24 protein-coding genes and 1 riboswitch are annotated in these 24,005 nt (G+C 29.4%); all 24 genes read right to left on the reverse strand.

The window, feature by feature from the left end:
- Nucleotides 1-428: 428 nt before the first annotated feature.
- On the reverse strand, nucleotides 429-1,457 hold the full coding sequence (locus CHL78_RS10070; protein ID WP_094368552.1) for a DUF4179 domain-containing protein: 1,029 nt from the start codon (nucleotides 1,455-1,457) through the stop codon (nucleotides 429-431).
- An 11-nt stretch (nucleotides 1,458-1,468) separates the two neighbouring features.
- Nucleotides 1,469-2,008: a sigma-70 family RNA polymerase sigma factor gene (locus CHL78_RS10075; protein WP_094368553.1), complete on the reverse strand. Its 540-nt coding sequence runs from the start codon at nucleotides 2,006-2,008 to the stop codon at nucleotides 1,469-1,471.
- Between the two features lie 127 nt (nucleotides 2,009-2,135).
- Nucleotides 2,136-3,290, reverse strand: coding sequence for an alpha/beta hydrolase (locus CHL78_RS10080; RefSeq protein WP_158540677.1), 1,155 nt, complete (start codon nucleotides 3,288-3,290; stop codon nucleotides 2,136-2,138).
- A gap of 105 nt (nucleotides 3,291-3,395) precedes the next feature.
- On the reverse strand, nucleotides 3,396-5,378 hold the full coding sequence (locus CHL78_RS10085; RefSeq protein WP_094368555.1) for a sensor histidine kinase: 1,983 nt from the start codon (nucleotides 5,376-5,378) through the stop codon (nucleotides 3,396-3,398).
- 159 nt (nucleotides 5,379-5,537) lie between these two features.
- Nucleotides 5,538-6,845, reverse strand: coding sequence for a TRAP transporter large permease (locus tag CHL78_RS10090; protein WP_094368556.1), 1,308 nt, complete (start codon nucleotides 6,843-6,845; stop codon nucleotides 5,538-5,540).
- Between the two features lie 18 nt (nucleotides 6,846-6,863).
- Complete coding sequence (locus CHL78_RS10095; protein WP_094368557.1) at nucleotides 6,864-7,370, reverse strand: TRAP transporter small permease; 507 nt, start codon at nucleotides 7,368-7,370, stop codon at nucleotides 6,864-6,866.
- Between the two features lie 21 nt (nucleotides 7,371-7,391).
- A complete protein-coding gene (locus tag CHL78_RS10100) occupies nucleotides 7,392-8,408 on the reverse strand; it encodes a TRAP transporter substrate-binding protein (RefSeq protein WP_094368558.1) in 1,017 nt (338 codons plus the stop codon).
- Nucleotides 8,409-8,429: 21 nt separating this feature from the next.
- Nucleotides 8,430-9,827 (reverse strand): glucuronate isomerase, encoded by a 1,398-nt coding sequence (gene uxaC / locus CHL78_RS10105; RefSeq protein ID WP_094368559.1) that lies wholly within the window; start codon nucleotides 9,825-9,827, stop codon nucleotides 8,430-8,432.
- Between the two features lie 106 nt (nucleotides 9,828-9,933).
- Nucleotides 9,934-10,980, reverse strand: a complete 1,047-nt coding sequence (gene uxuA / locus CHL78_RS10110) for a mannonate dehydratase (protein ID WP_094368560.1) — start codon at nucleotides 10,978-10,980, stop codon at nucleotides 9,934-9,936.
- Nucleotides 10,981-10,996: 16 nt separating this feature from the next.
- Nucleotides 10,997-12,013: a sugar kinase gene (locus tag CHL78_RS10115; protein ID WP_094368561.1), complete on the reverse strand. Its 1,017-nt coding sequence runs from the start codon at nucleotides 12,011-12,013 to the stop codon at nucleotides 10,997-10,999.
- The gene (locus CHL78_RS10120; RefSeq protein WP_094368562.1) at nucleotides 11,997-12,608 is read right to left on the reverse strand and encodes a bifunctional 4-hydroxy-2-oxoglutarate aldolase/2-dehydro-3-deoxy-phosphogluconate aldolase; all 612 of its coding nucleotides are present in this window, start codon (nucleotides 12,606-12,608) and stop codon (nucleotides 11,997-11,999) included. Before CHL78_RS10120 ends, CHL78_RS10115 begins: the two co-directional genes overlap by 17 nt.
- Before the next feature lie 10 nt (nucleotides 12,609-12,618).
- Nucleotides 12,619-13,470 carry an SDR family oxidoreductase gene (locus CHL78_RS10125; RefSeq protein ID WP_094368563.1) on the reverse strand — a complete coding sequence of 284 codons (852 nt, stop codon included), beginning with the start codon at nucleotides 13,468-13,470 and terminating at the stop codon, nucleotides 12,619-12,621.
- Nucleotides 13,471-13,632: 162 nt separating this feature from the next.
- Nucleotides 13,633-13,815, reverse strand: a complete 183-nt coding sequence (locus CHL78_RS10130) for a hypothetical protein (protein ID WP_094368564.1) — start codon at nucleotides 13,813-13,815, stop codon at nucleotides 13,633-13,635.
- 114 nt (nucleotides 13,816-13,929) lie between these two features.
- Nucleotides 13,930-14,616, reverse strand: a complete 687-nt coding sequence (locus CHL78_RS10135) for a GntR family transcriptional regulator (protein WP_094368565.1) — start codon at nucleotides 14,614-14,616, stop codon at nucleotides 13,930-13,932.
- 373 nt (nucleotides 14,617-14,989) lie between these two features.
- The gene (locus CHL78_RS10140; RefSeq protein WP_094368566.1) at nucleotides 14,990-15,436 is read right to left on the reverse strand and encodes a helix-turn-helix domain-containing protein; all 447 of its coding nucleotides are present in this window, start codon (nucleotides 15,434-15,436) and stop codon (nucleotides 14,990-14,992) included.
- 120 nt (nucleotides 15,437-15,556) lie between these two features.
- Complete coding sequence (locus CHL78_RS10145; RefSeq protein WP_094368567.1) at nucleotides 15,557-16,636, reverse strand: transglutaminase domain-containing protein; 1,080 nt, start codon at nucleotides 16,634-16,636, stop codon at nucleotides 15,557-15,559.
- Nucleotides 16,637-16,683: 47 nt separating this feature from the next.
- Entirely contained in the window at nucleotides 16,684-17,868 is a 1,185-nt protein-coding gene (locus CHL78_RS10150) for a DUF2812 domain-containing protein (RefSeq protein WP_158540678.1), read from the reverse strand.
- The gene (locus tag CHL78_RS10155; protein WP_330408610.1) at nucleotides 17,852-18,193 is read right to left on the reverse strand and encodes a PadR family transcriptional regulator; all 342 of its coding nucleotides are present in this window, start codon (nucleotides 18,191-18,193) and stop codon (nucleotides 17,852-17,854) included. Before CHL78_RS10155 ends, CHL78_RS10150 begins: the two co-directional genes overlap by 17 nt.
- Nucleotides 18,194-18,324: 131 nt before the next feature.
- Nucleotides 18,325-19,080 (reverse strand): ABC transporter ATP-binding protein, encoded by a 756-nt coding sequence (locus CHL78_RS10160; RefSeq protein WP_094368569.1) that lies wholly within the window; start codon nucleotides 19,078-19,080, stop codon nucleotides 18,325-18,327.
- Between the two features lie 2 nt (nucleotides 19,081-19,082).
- The gene (locus CHL78_RS10165) at nucleotides 19,083-20,102 is read right to left on the reverse strand and encodes a FecCD family ABC transporter permease (protein ID WP_094368570.1); all 1,020 of its coding nucleotides are present in this window, start codon (nucleotides 20,100-20,102) and stop codon (nucleotides 19,083-19,085) included.
- Entirely contained in the window at nucleotides 20,092-21,000 is a 909-nt protein-coding gene (locus CHL78_RS10170) for an ABC transporter substrate-binding protein (RefSeq protein ID WP_094368571.1), read from the reverse strand. The genes CHL78_RS10165 and CHL78_RS10170 overlap by 11 nt, the downstream gene beginning before the upstream one ends.
- A gap of 13 nt (nucleotides 21,001-21,013) precedes the next feature.
- A complete protein-coding gene (locus CHL78_RS10175; RefSeq protein WP_094368572.1) occupies nucleotides 21,014-21,523 on the reverse strand; it encodes an ATP:cob(I)alamin adenosyltransferase in 510 nt (169 codons plus the stop codon).
- Between the two features lie 105 nt (nucleotides 21,524-21,628).
- Nucleotides 21,629-21,820: riboswitch (cobalamin riboswitch) on the reverse strand.
- Between the two features lie 255 nt (nucleotides 21,821-22,075).
- Nucleotides 22,076-23,458, reverse strand: coding sequence for a cation:dicarboxylate symporter family transporter (locus CHL78_RS10180; RefSeq protein WP_094368573.1), 1,383 nt, complete (start codon nucleotides 23,456-23,458; stop codon nucleotides 22,076-22,078).
- A 135-nt stretch (nucleotides 23,459-23,593) separates the two neighbouring features.
- On the reverse strand, nucleotides 23,594-24,005 hold a 412-nt coding region (locus CHL78_RS10185), incomplete at its 5' end, for a GNAT family N-acetyltransferase (RefSeq protein WP_147295811.1).

The raw sequence follows: 24,005 nt of genomic DNA on the forward strand, positions 1-24,005 counted from the left end.
CAACAAAATATCTATCATTAAATTCATTTTCATAATTTATTCATACTTTTTATATACTATAATTTTATAAATTTATGGAGGTATATTCAAAATAAATAAAAACAATAATCAAAACTTAAAACGTTTCTTACCACTGTCTCTATGCTGTATAATTCCTGTACTATTACTTTTTACTGTTCCTACTATAGGCTTATATTCACCTAAGAGCGCTATACTAGTATCATCTATAGCTCCTTTTATATGTCCCTTAGTTATGGGCGGTGTATTATTTTTCTTATTTAAAGGAAATAAATCATGCTGTTCTCAAAATACAAAAAATAACTAATATGTTTGACTATATTAAATATTATTATGACTAAACCAGGCTTAGGTTATTCTGCTTGAATATATAAATATGGACTATCTTATAATAGATAGTCCTTGTTATTTTAGTTGTTCAAATCAATAGTAAACTCCTCTCCTACTTGCTTGTATTTACTTGAACTAGGAAATGCTTCTTCTTTAAGTGATGCCGCATATATTTTAAGCTTTAACTCTTTTGCTTTATATTTTCCACCATAATTATCCATGCTAAGTATTGGTTCATTCATGCTACAATTTCCCATAGAAAAACTCACTTCATTACCTAATTCATCATGACCTTTTACATATACATCATAGCCTTCACCTTCTATATTAGCTTTCATGTATATCTTCTGACCTAAATCATTGCTAGTATACTTTTTAAGCTCAAGTTTTTCTCCATTTTCAAATGTAAAATTTTCATTAAGTGTTACCTCATAAGTCTTTAAAGCTAATTCACTTCCATCAGCTCTAAATTTAAATATCCATGGTCCTTTTATAACTTCATCATTATCACAATAAGCCTCATCAAAGGTAATTTTTATATCTACATTGCCTTTAAGTTCCTTCTCTTCCAAACCAAATAAGGTCATACTCATAACTTGCTCACTAGTGTAGTCATCAACCTTTTCTATTCCTCCTCCACCAAATGCACTAAGTTCTTTACCATTAATAGAGATATTTTTTAATGATATTGATGCAACTTCACTTTCATCATTTTTAGCACGTTTAGTCGTTGTAGAAAAGACTATCTCATCATTATTTAAAATAACTTCATTTAACATAACCTCTAAACCATTTTTACTTACAGCTTTGTTTATTATATTTTTATACTCATCAAGGTCTGTACTTATACCCAAAGCTCTAGATATATCATAAGCCATTTCTTGTAACTTTTCCTTTGCATATACACCAACATCAGTTCCCATAACCCCTATACTTATTACTACTACTGATGCTGACACTATTATCTTTTTATTATATTTATGTTTATTTATATTCTTCCTAAATCTCTTTTTAATCTTTATTTTCTCAAAATTCGTAAAGTCTTGTTCCTTATATTCATCTAAATCTACATTAGTTTCATTTAACAGATTATATATATTTTTACTCATACAAATCTCCTTTATTTTTGAAATAATTTTCGTAGCCTATCCTTCCCTCTACTTACCCTATTGTAAATAACTTCTCTCTTCATATTCATCTCTTTACTTACAACATCTACTTCTTTGTCTTCTATATAAAGCTTTAAAAATATTTCTTTATCCTCAGGTTTAAGATTATTTAATAGATTATCTATCTCATTATCAAGCTCATTCTTTGTTATATCTATAAAAATACTTTTCTCACTTCTTATTTCCATTTCATCTATACTTTCTTCATTTATGTATCTCAAGTACTTTCTTCTATAATCAATAGCCTTATATTTGGATATTCCTCCTACCCAGTTCTTAAAGCTATTCTTACTTTCATCAAAGCTTTCGATATTATTCCAAATCCCAATTAATATATCATTGATGCACTCTTCTTGGTAATTTTGTAGATTATATAAGTGCTTTTTTACAATGGAATTTATTATCCATCCATATTTGTCTATTACATACTCCAAGGCTTTTTCATTTCCCTTCCTAAGCTGTATAATAAAATTCTCTTCATTAATTTTCATAACATATTCCCCTCGTAAGCTTGCTTAATTTTTTCACCCTTCATATTAATACTTCGTATATATACTTAGTAATCTATCATAAATTTTTAATATTTTTATAATATTTTTCAAATAAAAAGAGAACCATCTAGGTTCTCAAAAATTCAATCATAAATTTTTCAATCTCTTTCCAAGCAGATCTACTTTCAGGGGTTAAATTATACATGAAAGGATAGACATGAAACATACCATATTGATCAATCAATTTGGCATCTACACCTGCATCAATTGCCTTTTTATAGATGGTTATGCTATCACTTTCTAGTACTTCATATGACCCAACTAAAATAAGCATTGGTGGAAATTTATCATAATTACCATATACAGGTGAAAGATATGGATTGCGCAAATCCGTATCCCCTGCATATGTCAAAGGAACAGCAGGCTTACTTTTCTTATCTCCTTCTTCAATTCCAAAAGAGCTATCAAGATACAAATTATATTGATGTGAATCTCCTTTTTCTGTTAAATCCGCCCATGGTGATATGCATATAATTCCTGCTGGCATTTCCATACCATTATCACGTAGCTTCAGTGAAAGAGCTAATGCCAAATTCCCACCTGCACTATCCCCTTCAATAATAATATTCTCTGGCTTATATCCTAAGTCCAAAAGATAGTTCCATCCCTCTAGAGCATCTTCTAATGCAGCAGGAAAAGTATATTCTGGTGCAACACGATAATCAAGTGATGCAACATATGCTCCATTAGATTTTTTAGATAAAACTACTGCTTTATATCGATATATATCTCTTAGTTTCTTTAGATAAGATCCTCCATGCAGTTGATATATTACCTTTTCTTGATCTTTATCAGTTTTTAATAATTCAATAACTGAAGCAGAAAGCTTATGTTTTTCAAGCTCATATCCATCAGGTGCTTTCCATGTTGATTTTTCTTCGTTTAAAAATTTTTCTGAGTAGGCTGGTAGCTTTGTAACCATCCCAATCCCCTCACTTACTATTGTACCTACTAGAGAGATATTTTCATAAGGCTTTGAAATAAATAAAGTAGCAATTGCCATACAAATAGCACCAATCCAACACAGCCTAATTTTCCACTTACCTAATTTATTTTTACTTCTTAAGTAACATAATAAAGCTACTGTAACTGCTAAAATAAAAAATCCATACCATCTTGCTTTAATCATAAGCATCAAAAGCAATGTAATTCCAAATATAAAGGTTATCGATATACAAAATCCAATGTTTTTATATATATTCTCTTTTTGTTGTTTATCCATCTTAACCTCCTTTAAATATGGCCATACATTATTAAACATATCTTTGAAATTATTATATATTACTTTTATCCAAATTGCTTAACAAAATATACTTTCTTTATATTTTTAAACTGATAACTCATAAATATCAGATAATTCTAATTCTGTATTTTGTTTATTAATATCATAACTATTAAAATCAGCATACTTAAGACATGTATTAGGTAGATACACTGTAAATATGCTACCTTCATCAATCTTACTCTCTACTTCTATAAATCCATCATGCAAATCAATTATAGATTTAACTATGCTAAGACCTATGCCACTTCCTTCATTCTCACGAGTAAATGATTTATCAACTTGAACAAATCTTTCAAATATAATATCTTTATCTTCTTTGCTAATACCTATCCCTTCATCTTTAATAGATATTTCAATCCATTCCTTCTTTACTAAAACATCCACATATATAGTTTGATTTTCTTTCGAAAATTTGATTGCATTTGATAGTAAATTAAGCATTACTCTCTCAATCATAGAAGGATCACATTTTACAATATGCTCCTCTTCATTAGTATCAAATTGTATATAAATAGATTTTAATAAAGCATGATTAGCAACAGATAAAGTAACATCCTCTACAATAGAGACTATATCGTAGTTTCCAATATTGGGCTTAAGTATTCCAATTTCTATTCTTGATATATCCATAATATTATTTATTAATCTGGTCATTCTCTTGCAATTTATATGTAGAGTTTTATTATACTTTTTATACATTAATCTAAAATCGCATTCATCATATTCACTACTTCTATCTAATAACTGTACCGTTGAGTAAAATATATTCAAAGGAGTCTTTAATTCATGTGATAAATTAGATATATAGTCATCTTTTGCCTTATCATATATTTTGAATTTTTCTAGTTCTAATTCCATATTGATTTCATCTGAAATATCCATATAAGAAATTGCTATCTCACTCTTACCGCTGTGATTCTTCATTACTTGGGCTGAACAATCAATAGTATTGTTATCTACTGAACTCTTTATTATCCCCCTCCAAGTACCACTTTCCTTTAGCGAATTCTTAATCTCTTCAACTGGTGCTAAAGCTTCTGTCGTTTCTTTTATAATAGAATCTATTTTACTTATATCCGAGTCTTCTGAATCTAAATAGAACTCTTTTATCTTTTTATTAGCATATATTATCTCTCCATCTTGGTTACATATATACATAAAACTATGCTTATTATTTTCCACTAAATTATAAAATGTCTCTAGATTATCATTTAATATTTTTGTTTTACATATGTAGATATATAGCTCAATAAATACTCCCGATATTACTATTAAAAAACTAACATATGTTATTGAAACAGAAATTATTTTAACATAAAAGGACATTATACTTGTCCCATAAATAACATACATAGCCTTGCTTGCAAGCATTAGTATACTAGATCCTAATACTACATATAAATATTCTTTTTCTTTTATCCCCATTTTAAATAATTTAAAAGAACATACTAAATATATTATGATTAATAGTATATTGTATGATATAAATAGAACACTTGAATTATCGACCCTTGATAAATTAATTTTTTGCTCGATATGTCCACATACTATAGTATATACCACTACAAATAATACTGATTTATTTTTGTTATTTATAATTAAATCGCTCAAACTATTTTTAGGAGAAATTGCAAGTATAAGTAAAAATACTCTAAGTACAGAAGTTGATACTGTTATATAATTTGAAAGAGTGAATTCTTTATAATAAAAACTAAGATAGTCTAATTGTCCCATCAATATATCTATAGCTAATACTAAATAAATTAATGAAATAATAAATGCGCTATCTTTTTTCACTCTGTAATATGAAATTAAGCAACTTCCAAAAGCCAGTACTGCAAGTACTGAATTGAATAATCTAATAAATACTAAAGTAAGTTCAAAATCTGAATCATTTATATTCTTTTTAAAAAAAATATTAATAGCTAAAGTTGCTGATATAACCAAGACTATTGAAATTATATATACCATTGCCTTTTTTTCAATTTCTCTTAGATCTTTATCTTTTATCATTTGAGGAGTCATAATATCACCTTTCTATTTCATTTATTACAAATAATAACATATAAATAAGTTATTATTTGTCGTATTTTGTAGTCTGGTGATTTTTTTAAAATATTTTTGTAACTAAAAAGCACAGAAATCAGATTTTCCTCTGAATCCTGTGCTTTATTAAACTATTATCTATATCATTCCCATAAGTTTAGGTATAAATAAACTTATCTGTGGTATAAATGTAACTAACATAAGTACTACTAATATACCTATATAGAAAGGAAGTAAGTACTTAATAACATCTTCTATCCTAGTCTTACCTACCTTACATCCTATAAACAACGTATTCCCAACTGGTGGAGTAATATTACCTATGCATAAGTTAAATATTAACATTATACCAAATTGTACTGAATCCATACCAAAGTTCTTAGCTATTGGTAAGAATATAGGTGTAAATATAAGTATTGCTGGAGTTAAATCCATAAATGTACCTACTATTAATAATATTAAGTTCATTATTAATAATATAACTACTGGGCTTGAAGATATTCCAAGTAATAATTCAGTTATTGCATTTGGAATGTTAGTAAATGCCATAACCCATGACATTATAGATGATACTCCTATTAAGAATATTATTATACCTGTCATCTGAACTGTTTCTATTAATATCTTAGGTATATCTTTTACCTTAATTGACTTGTAGAAGAAAAATGATAATACAAATGAGTAAACTACTGCTACTGCCGCTCCCTCTGTAGCTGTAAATATACCACCTACTATACCACCTATTATTACAAATATTAATGCTAAACTAGGTAATGCATCAACAAATATCTTCATTGCTTCTTTGTATGTAATCTTATATTTAGTAGAATACTTATATTTTTTTGCCATTATAAATGCTACTACCATAACCGATAATCCCCATAGTATACCTGGTATATATCCTGCCATAAATAATGCTGCAACTGATGTCCCTCCACTTACTAATGAATATATTATTAGTGAGTTACTTGGAGGAATTAAAAGACCTGTAGGCGCAGAAGCTATATTTACTGCTGCACTGTAGTTTTTATCATATCCTTCTGCTTCTTGAAGTGGTGCCATAGTTCCACCAATTGCTGCCGCTGCTGCAACTGATGATCCACTTACTGCACCAAATAGCATGTTTCCAACTACATTTGTATGTGCTAGAGATCCTGGTAACCTACCACTTAATACTTTTGCGAAATTTACTAATTTTAATGCTATACCACCATTGTTCATTATTATCCCTGCTAATACGAAAAATGGTATTGCAAGTAGTGAGAAACTACTTATTCCTGTAAATATTCTTTGTGCTCCTGTAAGAACAGCAACATCCCATGAAAGTGTAGTTAATATACCAAATATAGAAGCGACTCCTATAGTTATAGAAATAGGTATCCCTAATAAAAGTAATATTGGAAATACAATTGCGATAGCCGTACCTGCTTGAAATGCTAATTCCATAATCTTCTCTCCCTCGGATTAATTATTATTTGCTAACGTCTTTAAATCAGATATACTTTTCTTAATATCTGCTAAGTTTAGTATATTGTATATTATAGTAATCACTCCTGATAATGGTAGCGCTAAGTATATATATCCCATAGGTATTCCTAATGCTGGTGATATTTGCCCCATAGCTAGATTACTTATTTGAATCCCACCTAATACTAAAACAAGTGCAGAGAATATCATTACAACTAACTCTGCTAATATATCAAGTGCAATCTTTCTTTTAGGATCTTTTGCTTGGAATTTTTCTTTAAAAAATACCATTGTCATATGATCTCTTTTTCCAAAGACATAGGCACTTCCAAGTAAAGCCATCCAAACAAATGAAAAGATTAATAAATCTTCTGATACTGTACTAGGATTATTAAGTACATATCTAGTTATTATCTGCCAAGTACCTAAAAGTACCATAAATGCTAGCAGTGTCATACACACAAGCTCTAATGTTTTATCTAAAATCTTTCTTAACTTATCCATTTACGTTCCTCCTACTAGTATTTACTTTGTACTTTCTTTAGGTGCTTTATTTTGAATCTTATCGTATAGTATTTTTATTTCTTTATCTTGAGTCATCTCTTCATGTAGAGGTAAGACTTTTTCCTTAAATGGCTCAATTTCTGGATAGTAGAACTTTACACCCATTTCTTCTGATTGCTTTACTGCCTCATTTACTTTATCTTCCCATGCATCAACTTCAAACTTGTTTATTTCATCTGCCGCATCTAATATTATTTTTCTATGCTCTTCACTTAAGCTTTCTAATAATTTAGAGTTCATTATCAAAATATCTGGTATCATAGCATGTTGGTTGTAAGAATAATGCTTAGCAACTTCACCGTGTTTGTTATTTGTAAGAGCTAACTCGTTATTTTCTGCTCCATCTATAACCTTTTGTTGAAGAGCTGTATATACCTCCCCAAAACTCATAGGAGTAGCTGAACCACCTAATAGTTCCATCATTCTTATATTAGTTTGACTTTGTTGTACTCTTATCTTCTTACCTTTTAAATCTTCAGGCTTTAGTATAGGCTTGTCTGTTGTGTACATGTTTCTTGAACCTGCGTCAAACCATGTAAGACCTACAAATCCTGATTCTCTAGTAGAATCATATATTCCATCCATAATATCTACATCATTCATTACACTATGATAATGTTCTGTACTATCAAATAAGTATGGAAGGTTGAAAACGCTGTAAGCCTTGTTAAAACTTTCAAGTAAGCTTATACTTCCTACTGCTATATCTATAGCTCCAGTTTGAGTAAGCTCAACAGCTTCACGTTGTCCCCCTAATAACTCATTAGGATACACTTGTATATCTATTTTGTTTTCTGTTTTTTCTTCGACTATTTTTTCAAATTCCTTTAAAGCTAAGTGGATAGGATGTTCCTCACCTTGGTTATGCGCAACCCTCATAACTCTTACATCGTCATTGCTAGTAGAACTACATCCAACAGTTGATAAACCAGTCACTAATGCAAGCGATATCGCAAGCATCTTGATCCTTTTTTTCATGATAAATTCCCCCTAGGACTATTATTCAAAGTATTTTTTTGCATTATTATAACATACATCTTCTACTATCTTTCCTAACATTTCTATATCGTATGGATACTCTCCATTCGTTACTAAGTCACCTAAATAATTGCAAAGTATTCTTCTAAAGTACTCATGTCTAGTAAATGATAAGAAACTTCTTGAGTCTGTAAGCATACCTACAAACTTACTTATTAAACCTAATTGAGATAATGCTACAAGTTGTCTTTGCATACCATCCTTTTGATCATTAAACCACCATCCAGATCCGAATTGTATCTTACCTGCAATCTGACTTCCTTGGAAATTACCAATCATAGTACCTAATACTTCATTGTCTTTTGGATTTAAGCAGTATAAAATAGTCTTTGGTAACTTGTCCTCAATGTCTAATGAATCTAATATTCTTGATAAAGAGTAAGCGATTTCCCCATCATCAATACTATCAAATCCAGCATCGGCTCCAACTAAACCAAACATTCTAGAATTATTATTTCTAAGTGCACCTATATGAAGTTGCATAACCATCTTTCTCTCACTGTACATTTTTCCTAAAGCTATTAATGTATAAGTCATATACTTGTACATTTCTAACTTAGTTACTTCTTCTCCCGCTAAAACTTTAACAAATATGTCTGAAACTTCTGTCAATGTAGCTGGTTCAAAATAAACTCTTTCTAAACTATGGTCTGTAATATTACAGCCATTACTTACAAAGAAATCTAATCTTTTTTCTAATACTTCTAACAACCCTTCATAAGTATTAATCTCAGTATCTTCAGTTTTTCCTAATAGACTTATATACCCACAGAAATCTTTGTTTTGTATCTTTAATGCTCTATCAGGTCTAAATGAAGGTCTTACTTCACACACAAAATTTTCATCTTCATTGACTAATCTGTGATATCTTAAATCATCAATTGGATCATCTGTAGTTCCTATATATACTACATTTGATATTTTTATAAGCTCTCTAGCAGTTAATTTATCCTTAACTATAGCATCATTACATCTTTCCCATATGTCTTTAGCTGTCTTTTCACTTAAAGCTTCCTCTACCTTAAAGTATCTTTTTAATTCTAGATGAGACCAATGATATATTGGATTTCCAATTAAATAAGGCATCATCTTTGCAAATTCATAAAATTTTTCAAAATCACTAGCATCGCCAGTTATGTATTTTTCATCTATTCCAAAGCTTCTCATAGCTCTCCACTTGTAATGATCGTGGTATAGCCACATTTGAGTTATATTTTCATAACTTTTATCTTCAGCTATCTCAACTGCTGGTAAATGACAGTGATAATCGAATATTGGCATATTTGATGCATGATTGTGATATAGCTCTTTAGCTACATCTGTATTTAATAGAAAATCGTTATCCATAAATTTCTTCATATTATCCTCCAGATTTTATATAATCACATTAGAATTTTTTTCTAATGTGATTATATTTTATATTATAAATTATAATATATCTTGCAAATTTATACAATTTTATGTATTATTTGTTTTTGTTTATAGCTTCTATTAAACCATTTATATAAACAGCGCCTAAAGCTCTATCATATAATCCGTATCCTGGTCTACCAGTTTCTCCCCATATCATTCTTCCGTGGTCTGGTCTGTATGGCCCTTTGAAGTCATAGTCACAGTATGCTTTTACTATTTCATAGAAATCAAGTGATCCGCACTCTGATAGGTGAGCTACTTCGTTGAAACTACTGTCTCCAGTTATTAATACGTTTCTTAAGTGTGCAAAGTTTATTCTATTTTTTTCTTTACCAAAGTAATTAACTAATTCTACTATGTCATTAGTCTTAGTACATCCTAAAGACCCTGTACATAAAGTTATACCGTTGTATTCACTATCATAAAGATTTATGAATCTTTCTAAACTTTTAAAGCTAGTTATTATTCTTGGAAGTCCAAATATTGACCATGGTGGATCATCCGGATGTATAGCCATTTTAACATTGCTTTCTTCAGCAACAGGAATTATTGCTTTTATGAAGTATTCTAAATTTTCCCATAGTCTTTCTTCATCTATATCTTTATATTGATCAAGTAATCCTTTTAATCCGCCTTCTCCATAAGAAGTATCCCATCCTGGAAGTTCTAATTCACCTAAAGCTGGGTCCATTTTCTTAACAGTTTCTTCATCGTATATTAAACATGTTGAACCATCTTCTAGTTCATAGTTAAGGTCTGAACGAGTCCAGTCAAATACTGGCATGAAGTTATAACAAACTGTATCAACTCCTGCTTTTCCAAGGTTTCTTAATGTTTCTTGGTAGTTTGCTATGTACTTATCTCTTGTTGGAAGACCTAATTTTATATCTTCATGTACTGGTACACTTTCTATTACTGAAAGTCTTAACCCGTGATCTTCAACAGATTTTTTTAATTCTAATATTTTATCTAAAGGCCAGGCCTCTCCTACTGGTATATCATATATTGCAGTAACTATACCTTTCATTCCTGGTATTTGCTTTATGTATTCGATCTTTACAGGATCGTCTTGTCCATACCATCTAAATGTCATTTCCATGTCAACATTCCCCCAATTATCTTTTAATATTTTGTAATCCTTTTTCCAATAAGCTCATTACACTGTCCTTATCGACAATATTTATATCGCCTCTTATTGAGTGCTTTAATGCACTTGCACATACTCCAAATTCAACTACATCTTGTGGTTTCATGCCTTCAATAATTCCATGAAGTATACCAGCAGTATAAGCATCTCCACCGCCAACTCTATCTAAGATATCAAAGTTGTGAGTGTTTGATATATGTAAGTTTTCTCTATCAAATAAATATCCAGTTAAAGAGTTATTATTTATAGACTTAACTTCTCTTCTTGTGCAAGAAGCATATTTTAAGTTAGGATATTTTTCAAATAACCTCTTATATAAATCAAGTAAATTATCATCAAATTCTAAGTCTTTAGATTCATAATTTAATATGTTTGTCATATCTAAATTTCCTAAAAATGCTATATCAACATACGGAAGTATCTCTTCCAAAAATCCTTTAGCATCACCTAAGCTCCAAAGCTTAGCTCTATAATTAGAATCCAAGGATATTAGTATACCAGTTTGTTTGGCGTACTTTGCTATAGCTATTGTTAAATCATATAAGTCTTTGCTTAGTGCTGGAGTAATACCAGATAAGTGAACCATAGAAACACCTTCAAGCATTTTCTCTATATCAAACTCATCTTTACTTGCCATAGATATTGCTGAGTATTTTCTGTCATAGATGACCTCTGTACTTCTAAGCCCATGTCCTATTTCTAAAAAGTATATTCCAAGTCTTCCGTCACCTAGTACAATATCTTTAGTATCAACATTATAAGCTTTTAAATCTCTAATCACCTTATCCCCTAAAGAGCTATCTGGTAATTTAGTTACATATTTCGTATCGTGACCAAATGTAGCTAAGCTTGCTACTACATTTGCCTCACCACCACCATAAGTTGCATCAAAAGAATTTGATTGAATTATCTTTTGATTATTTGAAGGTGTAAGTCTTAGCATTATTTCACCAAATCCTAATACCTTTTTATTTGCTTCTAACATCTTTTATTTTCTCCACAAATTCTTTTGCTAAGTTTTCTATATCTTCTAAACTTCCTGCGTTAAATAATGAGCTACCTACACCTACGCAAGATACTCCCATTTCGAACCACTTGTCTACATTGTCTATACTAACTCCACCAGTTGGCATTATTTCAACATGAGGTATTGGTGCTTTTACAGCTTTTACATATTTTGCACCAAATACGTCTCCTGGGAATAATTTAACCATCTTATTACCTTTTTCAAGTGCGTGCATTATTTCAGTAACAGTCATACATCCTGGTAAGTAAAGTGTATTTAATTCTCTACAAACTGTGTTTACTTCTTCACTATATCCTGGACTTACTACATATTTGGCACCAGCTAAGATTGCATCTTTAGCCATTTTGCCATTTAGTACACTTCCAACACCTAATATTAATTCTTTGTCATCTCTTAATTCATTTATTAAATCAACAACGTTTGGTATTGAGTATGTAAGCTCTACTGCTCTTATTCCACCCTTTACACAAGCGTTTATATATCCTTTTGCTTCATTATGATCTTTTGCTCTTATTACAGCAACAATACCTTCATTTTTTATTATATCTAACATATTTTTCCCCCTATACACCTGAGTATGCTGAGAATGCTCCATCTACTGGTACTACTACACCATTTACAAAGCTAGATGCATCTTCACATACTAAGAATAATAAAGTACCTAATAATTCATTAGCTTCCCCAAATCTTCCCATTGGAGTGCTGTTTAATATTTTTTCAGATCTTTCTGTTGGAGTTCCATCTTCATTAAATAATAACTTCTCATTTTGAGCTGTTACGAAGAATCCTGGTGCTATAGCGTTTACTCTTACACCAACTTTTGACATATGTACCGCTAACCATTGAGTGAAGTTACTTACTGCTGCCTTAGCTCCTGAATATGCAGGTATCTTAGTAAGCGGAGTGTAAGCATTCATTGAAGATATATTTATTATTGAACATCCTTTTCTATTTAACATGTCTTTACTAAACTCTTGTGATGGAAGTAATGTTCCTAAGAAGTTTAAGTTAAATACAAATTCAACACCCTTTGGATCTAAATCATAGAATGATGTTAATTCATCGTTATCTAAGTCTTCTTCTAATAAATATTCCTTAGTTGTAGTTCCTTTTGGATGGTTTCCACCAGCTCCATTTATTAATATATCACATGGTCCTAATTCATTAAGTATTATCTCATGTGCTCTTTTTAAACTTTCTTTTTCTAAAACGTTAGTCTCTATTCCTATGGCACATCCACCATTATCATTTATACTTTTAGCTTTTGCTTCGCAAGCTTCTTTTCCTAATGCAAGTATAGCTACCTTAGCTCCACATTCAGCTAATGCATCTGCCATAGCTCCACAAAGTACTCCTGTTCCACCTGTTACTACACAAACCTTATCTTTTAAATCAATATTAAATGGTAATTTCATATTTATGTACCTTCCTCTCATCTTCTATACTTGTATACTAGCATATTTATTTTTGTTAGGCAATACCTTTTCCTATTTTTTTATATTTTTTTACAATTTATCCTATTTTTCTACATTAAAAAAAGAAAGTTTATTAAAACTTTCTCACTAATAGCCTATATCCTATTTAATATTTTTTGTTTTATCCTCTAATGTCTTAATTCTTTTTTCTAATTCAAATATCTTATTCTCATAGTTTTTCTTTGTATTATTAGCCTTAGACATTTTATAAATAAATATAAAAAATACTATTATTACTATAAAATCAAATATCATATCGTATGAAATTCCTATCATTGGTCTCATTTCTATATTCCCCCATTATTTTACAATTATTATATCATTTATTGATATTCCCTTCAACTAAACCATAGTGAGTACCTATAAATAAAAAACATCTGTATAATACAGATGTTTATTTTATTTTATATATAATTTTAATTCTTCATTTTCATTTATTATATCATCCCATTTTTTAGCTGGTTCAGTTATATGCTTATTTATATATGCCTCTATTTTATCAATCTCTTTGTTTTTGATGATGCTTAACATTTCTTCATGCTGATCAATTATTTGCTTTTTATTACTCTTCATCTCAGATAAAAGTCTCATCCTATTATAGTGAGTACTTATATTCATAATACTATCCCATATGTTTATCTTATTGCACCCTAGAAATATTAACTTATGAAACTTCTTATCTAAATTATGTATCTCAATTTCCTTACCTTCTTTATCTGCTAGAAGCTTTTGAGCAAATAAGTTTTTCTCAAGCTCCATAAATAATTCCTCAGGAAAATCATTACAAGCTTCTCTTAGCACTTCTTTTTCTAATGTAGTTCTCATAAATATAGCTTCATTTATTAAACTATAGTCTATTAGAGATACATAAGTTCCAGACTGAGGCTTAACTTCTATAAGATGTTCATTTTTCAACCTCATTAGGACTTCTCTTATTGGAGTTCTTGATATATTTAGCTTTTCTGATAAATCCGATTCACTTAATAAATCCCCTGGTTTTAACTCTAAAGACATTATATTATCTTTTAGTACTCTATAGGCGTAAGACTTTCCTGTTTCCTTATGTTTTTTTTCAAAAAGTATCATTCTATTTCTCCTCCGTTATATAATCAACACAAGTAATTTACGTAATTGTATCTACTAGTATATTAGTATTCACCATAAATTAACATGATATAAATTTTTTATCTAATTAATCATATAGTTACTATTATATACAACATATGTGAAATTTTAAATATTTATTCTTCATAAATTTTAATATAACCTATTTGTATGTTTTATACTATATATAATTTTATTATGATTAAATATGTAATCTAATTTCTATATACAGTTTATTATAAAAACAAAAATAAAAAATGATTATTAGTATTAAGAACATCTTAATATTAATAATCACTTTTAATTATTATTTAGATAAAATTATAAATCGTATTACATACATACTCTATTAATTTTACTTTGTTTTCTTTTTTGAAGTTTTAAATTTTTGATAAAGTATATCTTTTAGAACTAAAACTGTATCTTGATCATCCAAGTTAAACTCGTCTTTGAAAGTATCATATAGCTCGGATATTTTTTCGCAATATGTATTTATTCCATGTATTCCTTGATATGTAGCTAAAATTGGGTACTTTTTACTCCAAGCATTCGTCCAATCAATTTCATCAACTATCATTTCAATACTTGTAACATCACCACCAATATGACTTCCACTAATCAAATAATCATAGCTTACATTATACAGTTGACTCAGTAATTTCGCGTTATTCAATTCAGGAACAGTTTGGTCAGTTTCCCACTTACTTACAGTTTGTCTAGATACACTTAATTTTTCTGCAACTTCTTCTTGTGATAGACCTACTTTTTTACGTAAGTCTAATAATCTTTCGCCTAATGACATAATAATCACCAATCTTTCTTAATTTCATACATTTATAAATTTAGTATACTAAAAACTAATAGTACTTTCTATCAAGTAAAAATGGAGATTTGTCAACCAAACTTAACATATTTAATTTAACTACCTATTCTCAATCTCTCCATAAAATATTTTCATATTAGTAGAGCTTCCTTTTATGCCTTGCTTATTTATGGAATATACGCAAATATCATGTAAACCCTCGGATAAACTCAAATCATATGTATCTGTTTCTAACTTTATTAAAGGTCTATCATTTATTTTCAGCTCATAATATTGGTGATTAGGTGCATTTGTTGTAAATCTTACTTTGAAGTTTGGATCTACAGAAAATAAATCTAAATTTTCTTCCATCTCTTTAAGATCTTTTAGTCTATTTTCTTGTATAATCTTAACAAAATCAACCTTTTCTTTATATTCTAACATAGCCATTGTAGCATTTGGATTAAAATAAATATCGTCTACATTTTTTGTGAATATTGCATTTGATAAATCTCCTGCCTGAAATGCTAAAAGTTGACGTTTCCCATCTAGGTGTAAGTATAATCTCACATTATTTTCATTTATTACTCCATCTACTACCATATAACCCATATAGTTTTTAATGAATTTTCTATAGTCATAATCTGGATTATTACAGTTCTTGTATGTATCCTCTGAAAATATAAACTTTACTTCATTAAATGATTTGTAAATTTCATAATAACTAACTGGTATATTATCTTTTACTGCATAGCAATTCATTTGAGGATCTAAAAATACCCACTTCTCTTTCTTACTCGACCATACTTCTGCTACAACATGAGATTGGCCTATACCCCCATAGTCTGCATTCTCACTTTGTATTGATATACTTCTAGCTATATATCCAAGAGAAACCAAAATATCTCTTGTTATCTTTGCATACTCCACACATCGAAAATTCTCTCCCCTTGATGCTCGTTGTAATATTTCTAAAGAAGTTGCATTTCCAGGATTATTTATACCATCATGCTTCCACAAAGAGTTTACCCATTCCATAGTCTTAAAAAATATTTCTGGATCTTTATACTTTACCAAATCCGTTTTTTCTAATATGTAATTACGTAATTCTATAAGTTCATTATTGTCTTGAATCTGTAAAAAATTACTACGCTCACTCAGTATTTTATTATTAGATTTCAATATTTTTATTTGTTTCAATCTCCCCACCCCTTTTATTATTTAGAAATTCTGCTAATTTATCTATTTTAATGAATAATTTTCTTTTTAGTTCTAAAATAATATTTTAAACTACTATTATAAAATATTGCAAATTCAATTATTACTACAATCTTAATTATCACACTATAAATTGGAGTTAACCCATTCATAACAAAGTATATATCCTGACATAATAATGATGTAAATATAACTAATGCAGGAAGAAGAGTTATAGTATTAATTATTAGCGTTTTCTTTGCATACTTTAGCAAGTCTTCATTGTTTGTATAAATTTCAGGGACTGTATCATCATACTCTTTAGACCAGATGGACCATGTGGTTATACTTCCAATACTCTTAAAATTCAGTTTCCATCCGTCTTCTTTGTGAATTTCAAAGTAACCTTCATCTGTTGAGTTTTGGTAATCTACTATGTACTTTATCTTTCTAGATTGTCCCTTGGTAAAATAAAACATTGCACCTATTTTATTAACTTTGTATAAGTTATATCCTTTACTTTCCATATCGTCAAGCCACTTCTCTAACTTGTCTGGTGCATATTGCCATGCTGGTTTGAATTTCTTAATTTGCTTATCCTTATTGCTTACTTCCTCTACATCATACATATATTTTTTCTTATTATATCCTAGCTCTTTTCGTATTTCTTTATCTAGTTTATTTAATTTTAATATTGTATAAAATATAAAAATTAAAATAGAGAAAAACACTACAGGTCCTATCATGGTTTCATTAGTTGATATGCTAGGATCTACCACTATAGAATTATCATATTCCACTGGTATAAATCCAAGTACTACACCTAATGATGCAAATCCAAGTATCAACAATACAGGTATGTACATCCCAAAATATAGTAACGATATAAAGAATAAAAAATATTTTATTACTTTATTTCTTTTTAATATGCCTTCTCTTGATGGACTTATTTTTATATCTTCATTGTTTTTATCTGTACAGGAAAACATCCATCTATTTTTACTTACTACCCTATTCCATCCTTCTTTTTTAAGTGAGTTATTTATATCATTTACGCCTACGTTCTCATAGCTAATCTTATAAGATACCTTTTTATTTTCACTCTTTTCAAATACAAATACCCGAGTTAATATATTTACATCTTTTAATATATATCCTCTTGATATCATTTCTGATAACCATTTTTCTATTTTTACTATGTTATAAGTCCAAAATGGTTTAATCACCTTCTTCATAAAAATCCCCCTCATATTTAATCCCATTATCATACAGCTCTTTTATTCTATTTATCTCTGCTGTTATTAAAGTCTTTCCTATATAAGTAATCTCATATACTGTTTTTCTATCTTCATCAGAGTATATAGTAATAACTCCACTTTTATGCATCTTTGTCAAAGTACCATACACAGTTCCAGACCCTAACTTTATTCTTTTATTAGTTATTTTATCTACATGTTGTATTATTCCATATCCATGTCTAGGTTCTGTTAATGAAAGTAAAATGTAATATGCAGTTTCTGACATTGGCATGAATGACTTTAGTACTTTTTCCAAACTCACGATTTCACCTCCACTATATCACATTGTGATATATCATACTTAAACTATATCACGATGCGACATAGTTAACAACATAAATAATTTTCTTTATTATAGATTAAATAAAAATGGAGATAGTATCATCACGATATCTACCTCCATTTTTCTAATACATTTTGCATAAATCCTTTTATATCAATTCCATATATAGATTCTATTCTCTCATTATTTAGTACTTCACTTGCCTTTCCATAAGATACAACCTCACCCTTATCAAGTAACATTACCCTGTCAGCAAAATAATGAACTAAATTCAAATCATGCAATACACCTATTAAAATCTTATTATTATCTTTCACCCATTTTTTCAAATACTGTAAAATTTCTATTTGATGCTTTAAATCAAGATGATTTGTAGGCTCGTCAAGAAGTATTACGTCTGGATCTTGAGCAAATACTCTTGCTAGAAATACTCTCTGTAATTGCCCTCCTGATAGTTCAGTTATCATCTTATCCTTTAAATCACTTAATCCTACATTTTCAATACTTTCTAAAATTATTTTCTTATCTTTTTTTGATATTCCAGAAAGCGCTCCCTTTGAATATGCATATCTTCCTAGTGCAACTGTATCATATACACTATATGGAAAATGAATTTGTGAAGTCTGGCTCATTAATCCAATTTTTCTTGCCAAAGTTATTCTATCCAAAGAAGAAACTTCTTCTTCATCAATTTTTACACTTCCTCTATATTCAATAATATTTGCCATAGACTTTAAAAGAGTACTCTTTCCACATCCGTTTGGACCTATTATAAATAAGTTCTCTCCTTTATTTATAGATATATTTATCTCTTTAATAATATCTATATCCTCATAACCACTAAAAAGCTCTTTTATTTCTAACATTTTTATCTCCTAGATTTATTAAAATATACATATGCAAAAAATGGTGCCCCTATGATTGCAGTGACTGCTCCTACTGGTAACTCTGATGGGGATACTATTGTTCTAGCAATCAAATCTGATACTATCATAAGACATCCTCCAAATACAAAAGACATTGGTATAACATATTTGTGATTTGATCCAAATATTTTTCTTACAACATGAGGTGCAATTAAATCAACAAATCCAATAGTACCACTTAATGATACTGCTCCACCTGTAAGTACTGCTGAGAAAATAAATAATTTTTTCTTTACCTTTGAAGTATCAACACCTACAGACATAGCTTGTTCTTCTCCAAAAGTTAATATATCCATTTCTCTTGTAAACTTAAGTACACCTAACATACCAATTAATGCAAACGGAATAATCAGCCTTACATAAGACCACCCCTTCATAGCAAAGCTTCCCATCTGCCAAAGAGATATACTTTTTAAATCCTGTGAAAATAAGGCTGTTACAGTAGTAAGTAATGCATTTACAAATAATGAAAATACCATACCAGATAATATTATTGTGTTGTTTGACATTGTCTTATCTATCTTTGATGAGAATACGACTACTAAATAAACGGTTATTAGTCCAAATAAAAAACCAACTACTGGTAAAGTAAATCCGCCTATTATTGGAAGTGATACCCCACTTACTATTATCATTGCCGCACCCAAAGATGACCCTGCAGATACACCTAGTGTATAAGGTGATGCAAGTTGATTTTTTAGTATTGATTGAACTACTGCTCCACTTGCCGCTAAACATCCTCCAACTAAAAATGCTAACAGTACTCTAGGTAGCCTTAAGTTCCATACTATAGAAATATTTTTAGGATCTATATTTTCTTTAAGAGGAATATTAAATAATTTATGTCCTAGTATTGATATAGTGTCCATTATATTAATATTGGAACTTCCATAGGAAGTTCCAATACTTATAATTATTAATGCTATTAACACACTAATCAATATCTTTTTTTTATTTGCCATAGTGTTCTGGGTATATAGCCTCTGCCATTTGAGTTAAGGCTAATATTATCTTTTGTGATGGACGAGATGCTGAATTTTTATCTACTTGATATACTGCACCCTCTTTAACTGCAGTAATGTTATTCCATCCTTCACGAGATTTTATTTCATCTATTGGGTTATCTATGTAATCTACATTAGTTATTATTACATCTGGGTTTGCATCTAGTATAGACTCTTCAGTTGGAGATATCCATCCTTTTTCATCTGCAAATATGTTTTTAGCTCCTATGATTTCTATCATTTCATTTAAGAAAGTAGAATTCCCAAATGTAAATAGTGATGGAGCTGGTGATATTTCAAAGTATACTGACTTTTCTTCATCTATAGTATCACCAATAGCTTTTATCTCAGCTATTTGAGATTTCATATTATTTATAATTTCTTCACCTTTTTTGTTTTCACCAACAACACTTGCTATAAATTCTATATCTTTATATATTCCTTCTATACTATCACTACTTGGTATGTAAACTACAGGTATTCCAGCATCGCTAACTGCCTTAAATGGATCTTCTGCAGAACCAGTTTTATTGTGCCCTGATGCTATTATTAAATCTGGCTCTAGTCCCACTATTACCTCTGCATCTGGGCTTGAAAAATCTATTTGAGTTAAGTCTTCACTTAATCCATCTATATCTGTAGAGTATTTATCTACAGCTACTAACTTATCAGCTAATCCAAGTTCTACTAATACCTCTGTATTAGATGGTGCACTTGATATTATTTTTTCTATTTTTGTAGGGATATTTACTTCTGTTCCCTCTCTATCAGTTACTTGTCTATCTACTTGGCTACTACATCCAGTAGTTATTAACATTGCACAAGTTGCAAATATTGCTAAAAATCTTTTTTTCATTAGTATCTCCTTATTATTTATAATTCCTGCTTATAAATTCAGTTTCATTGACGTTATTATCTTTATTTAATTTTAATGATAATACAAAGAAATAGTTTGAATAAAGGTTAGTGAAATCAAATAATATTTCATCCACATTATTACCTTGTTCTTTATATCTACTTAATAATCTAACTAAAGATTTACATTTGCTTCTTATTACATGGCAATGAGAAGCCTCTGTACAGCCTTCTGGTAATACAAATTTTTCATATCTTTCTGCTACTTCATCTTTGTAACACAAAGCTCTTTCTTCAATCCATGTAAGCTCTTCTTTTGTAACTGTGGTTTTTGTTCTCAATGACGGGTTTATATGATACATTATCTCATTGACCTTACTAAGTTCATCTCTTAATTTATCATCTTTTATAAATGATCTTAAAAGACCTATCTGACTTGAAATTTCATCGGTAAGTATCTCAAAGTCACACCTTAAATCACAAGATTTATCATATAAAAATGGGTATGCTAAATATTTGCTCATCTTAATCTCCTCCCTTCTCTATTTTGGGGTTTTAAGTAAGATGATAAATTCATAAATATCTTATATATGTAATTTATCAAATTGCACCTAAAATCTTGCCCACAGCAGATATTAGCATATTAGGCAGTTCTCCCGGCTTAACTTCATCCTACTTTCTAACCTTCCCAAATTATAAATTCAGTGGCATTTTAAGATTTCGTCTGTATTACGGTTACTGGGGTAGCTCGGAACTCTCATCCGATTCTCTGACTCGACATTATATCACATTTCTACAAAAACTTTTATACTATTTGTATAGTATATAATCTTATTTGAGTAATACTCTTTAACAAGTTATACCCAATTTTTTTATGTTTACCCATATTTTATCATTTTTTTATTTTATATTATAATTATAGCTTAGAATTGGCTTTTAGCATATATATTTCAAGAATAACTTCTTATTATTTTCACTTTAATTATAAATAGATGTAAATACAATAATAGCCTTGCATCTTATAGTAATTATAAGATCAAGGCTTTAATTTAAAAATCAATTTATATAGTCTCTGACTATTCACTTTTATCTATATCACCATCATTTTTTACATCCAAAGTATTAAATGATTTAGCTACAGCAATAGATGTTGTCATGGCACCATTAACATTTAACAAAGTACGTGCCATATCTAAAATAGGATCTATAGCAATAATTGCCCCTGCTAGTGGGAAATATGCTCCCATACCCATACCAGATATAACCACTGATACTGCCATTGTAGCTGTTCCTGGTATACCTGCAATTCCAAGTGAGCTTATTGTTATAACTATTATTAACATAACATAAAAAGTAAAGTTCATCTCAACGCCTGCCATATTTGCAATAGTAACAGCCATTAGTGCTGGGTATACACCTGCACACCCATTCATACCCATATTAGAACCTAAACTAGTAACAAAGCTTGCAGTCCCCGAATCTACTCCAACATTGTCTGTTAAAGTCTCTATTGTAACTGGCAATGTTCCAAGACTCGAACGAGATGTAAAAGCAAGAATTAATACCTTTGAAACCTTTTTTATATAAGATATCGGATTGATTCCATTTGCCCATATTATAAGTAGATGTACTACAAACATAATGGCAACACTTAAGTAAAGTGCTAATATAAAATCTAATACTTCTACTAGTGAATGTAATCCTCTATTTGCTATAGTGTTTGCCATTAATGCTATTACTGCATATGGCATAAGTTTTATAACTGTTATTGCTACACTTACTATTATTTTATAAAATGCTTCTATTAGCTTTATGAAAGGATTTATTGTTTCTAAATATTTTTTCTTTAGCCTTTTTACAGCTAATCCGATAAATACTGCAAATATTACTACTGCTACTGTATTTCCTTCAGCCATTGCTTTTATAGGATTCGAAGGTAGTAAACCTCTTAGTGTATCAACTAAGGATGTTATTTCTCTCATTTCACCTACAGGATTTACTATTTCTCTACCAAGACCTAGCTTAAATAAATTACCAACTATTGTAGCAACTATTGCTGCTATAGCTGTAGTTGCAAAAAACATCATTACCGATTTAAATGTCAGTTTGCTTAAATTATCTTCCTTCATATTCATTATTACTCTAATAATAGATGCAAGTACTAAAGGAACTACTAGCATCTTTAGTAAATCCATAAATCCATCTCCAACTAACCCATACCACTTGCTTACTTCTGTAAGCCAAGTAATCTTTGATGGATCATCTGGAAACTTTGCAATCAGTTGTATTACCAATCCCAATCCTAATCCTAAAAAAATTGAAACTATCATTAACTTTGTAAACTTTAGTTTTTTGCTTAATTTATTAATAACAAGAAATAGTCCAATAAGTACTATAATCATTACTAAAGTTAGTATGTTTGTTATCATCAAGAATTCTGAAAAAAATGTACCGCTCATATGTATCCTCCTCATAATTAATTATCATTTTGATAATAGAATTATATCATTATCAAAATGATAACGCAATAATAAGTTTTTCTAAACATAAAAAGCTCACCAGTTTGCCTAGTGAGCTTTTTGTATTGTTTGATATTATAAATCTATACTTAGTCTAACCATATCAACACATCGTATTCCATTTTCTGTTATCTTTTCTTCGTAATGCTTTATGAAAAAATCTTTATCAATCCCAACTATACGAAAGCCACATTTTTGATAAAGAGCTAATTGATATATACTAGAATTTCCCGTTCCAACTTCTAATATCTTCGCATTTTCTTTTCTTGCATAATCTATTGCACTAGAAATTAATTTTTTGCCAATTCCTCTTCCTTGATATGATTCATCTACAGCAATATTTATAAGCTCTAAGGTTAATGGTCTAGTTTTAACAATTACATATACTCCGACTATCTTGTTATCAATACATGCAATAAAACATTCCCCTCTATGTATATATTCATTGATTATTTCAATTGATGGATCTGCCAATAAAAGTAAATTA

This window comes from Romboutsia weinsteinii, from assembly GCF_002250835.2.
GTDB lineage: Bacteria > Bacillota > Clostridia > Peptostreptococcales > Peptostreptococcaceae > Romboutsia_A > Romboutsia_A weinsteinii.

Bases quoted from the DNA above. Each gene is read 5' to 3' on its own strand.
- CHL78_RS10070 (WP_094368552.1), bottom strand. From the start codon at position 1,457: ATGAGTAAAAATATATATAATCTGTTAAATGAAACTAATGTAGATTTA.
- CHL78_RS10075 (WP_094368553.1), bottom strand. From the start codon at position 2,008: ATGAAAATTAATGAAGAGAATTTTATTATACAGCTTAGGAAGGGAAAT.
- CHL78_RS10080 (WP_158540677.1), bottom strand. From the start codon at position 3,290: ATGGATAAACAACAAAAAGAGAATATATATAAAAACATTGGATTTTGT.
- CHL78_RS10085 (WP_094368555.1), bottom strand. From the start codon at position 5,378: ATGACTCCTCAAATGATAAAAGATAAAGATCTAAGAGAAATTGAAAAA.
- CHL78_RS10090 (WP_094368556.1), bottom strand. From the start codon at position 6,845: ATGGAATTAGCATTTCAAGCAGGTACGGCTATCGCAATTGTATTTCCA.
- CHL78_RS10095 (WP_094368557.1), bottom strand. From the start codon at position 7,370: ATGGATAAGTTAAGAAAGATTTTAGATAAAACATTAGAGCTTGTGTGT.
- CHL78_RS10100 (WP_094368558.1), bottom strand. From the start codon at position 8,408: ATGAAAAAAAGGATCAAGATGCTTGCGATATCGCTTGCATTAGTGACT.
- uxaC (WP_094368559.1), bottom strand. From the start codon at position 9,827: ATGAAGAAATTTATGGATAACGATTTTCTATTAAATACAGATGTAGCT.
- uxuA (WP_094368560.1), bottom strand. From the start codon at position 10,980: ATGGAAATGACATTTAGATGGTATGGACAAGACGATCCTGTAAAGATC.
- CHL78_RS10115 (WP_094368561.1), bottom strand. From the start codon at position 12,013: ATGTTAGAAGCAAATAAAAAGGTATTAGGATTTGGTGAAATAATGCTA.
- CHL78_RS10120 (WP_094368562.1), bottom strand. From the start codon at position 12,608: ATGTTAGATATAATAAAAAATGAAGGTATTGTTGCTGTAATAAGAGCA.
- CHL78_RS10125 (WP_094368563.1), bottom strand. From the start codon at position 13,470: ATGAAATTACCATTTAATATTGATTTAAAAGATAAGGTTTGTGTAGTA.
- CHL78_RS10130 (WP_094368564.1), bottom strand. From the start codon at position 13,815: ATGAGACCAATGATAGGAATTTCATACGATATGATATTTGATTTTATA.
- CHL78_RS10135 (WP_094368565.1), bottom strand. From the start codon at position 14,616: ATGATACTTTTTGAAAAAAAACATAAGGAAACAGGAAAGTCTTACGCC.
- CHL78_RS10140 (WP_094368566.1), bottom strand. From the start codon at position 15,436: ATGTCATTAGGCGAAAGATTATTAGACTTACGTAAAAAAGTAGGTCTA.
- CHL78_RS10150 (WP_158540678.1), bottom strand. From the start codon at position 17,868: ATGAAGAAGGTGATTAAACCATTTTGGACTTATAACATAGTAAAAATA.
- CHL78_RS10160 (WP_094368569.1), bottom strand. From the start codon at position 19,080: ATGTTAGAAATAAAAGAGCTTTTTAGTGGTTATGAGGATATAGATATT.
- CHL78_RS10165 (WP_094368570.1), bottom strand. From the start codon at position 20,102: ATGGCAAATAAAAAAAAGATATTGATTAGTGTGTTAATAGCATTAATA.
- CHL78_RS10170 (WP_094368571.1), bottom strand. From the start codon at position 21,000: ATGAAAAAAAGATTTTTAGCAATATTTGCAACTTGTGCAATGTTAATA.
- CHL78_RS10175 (WP_094368572.1), bottom strand. From the start codon at position 21,523: ATGAGCAAATATTTAGCATACCCATTTTTATATGATAAATCTTGTGAT.
- CHL78_RS10180 (WP_094368573.1), bottom strand. From the start codon at position 23,458: ATGAGCGGTACATTTTTTTCAGAATTCTTGATGATAACAAACATACTA.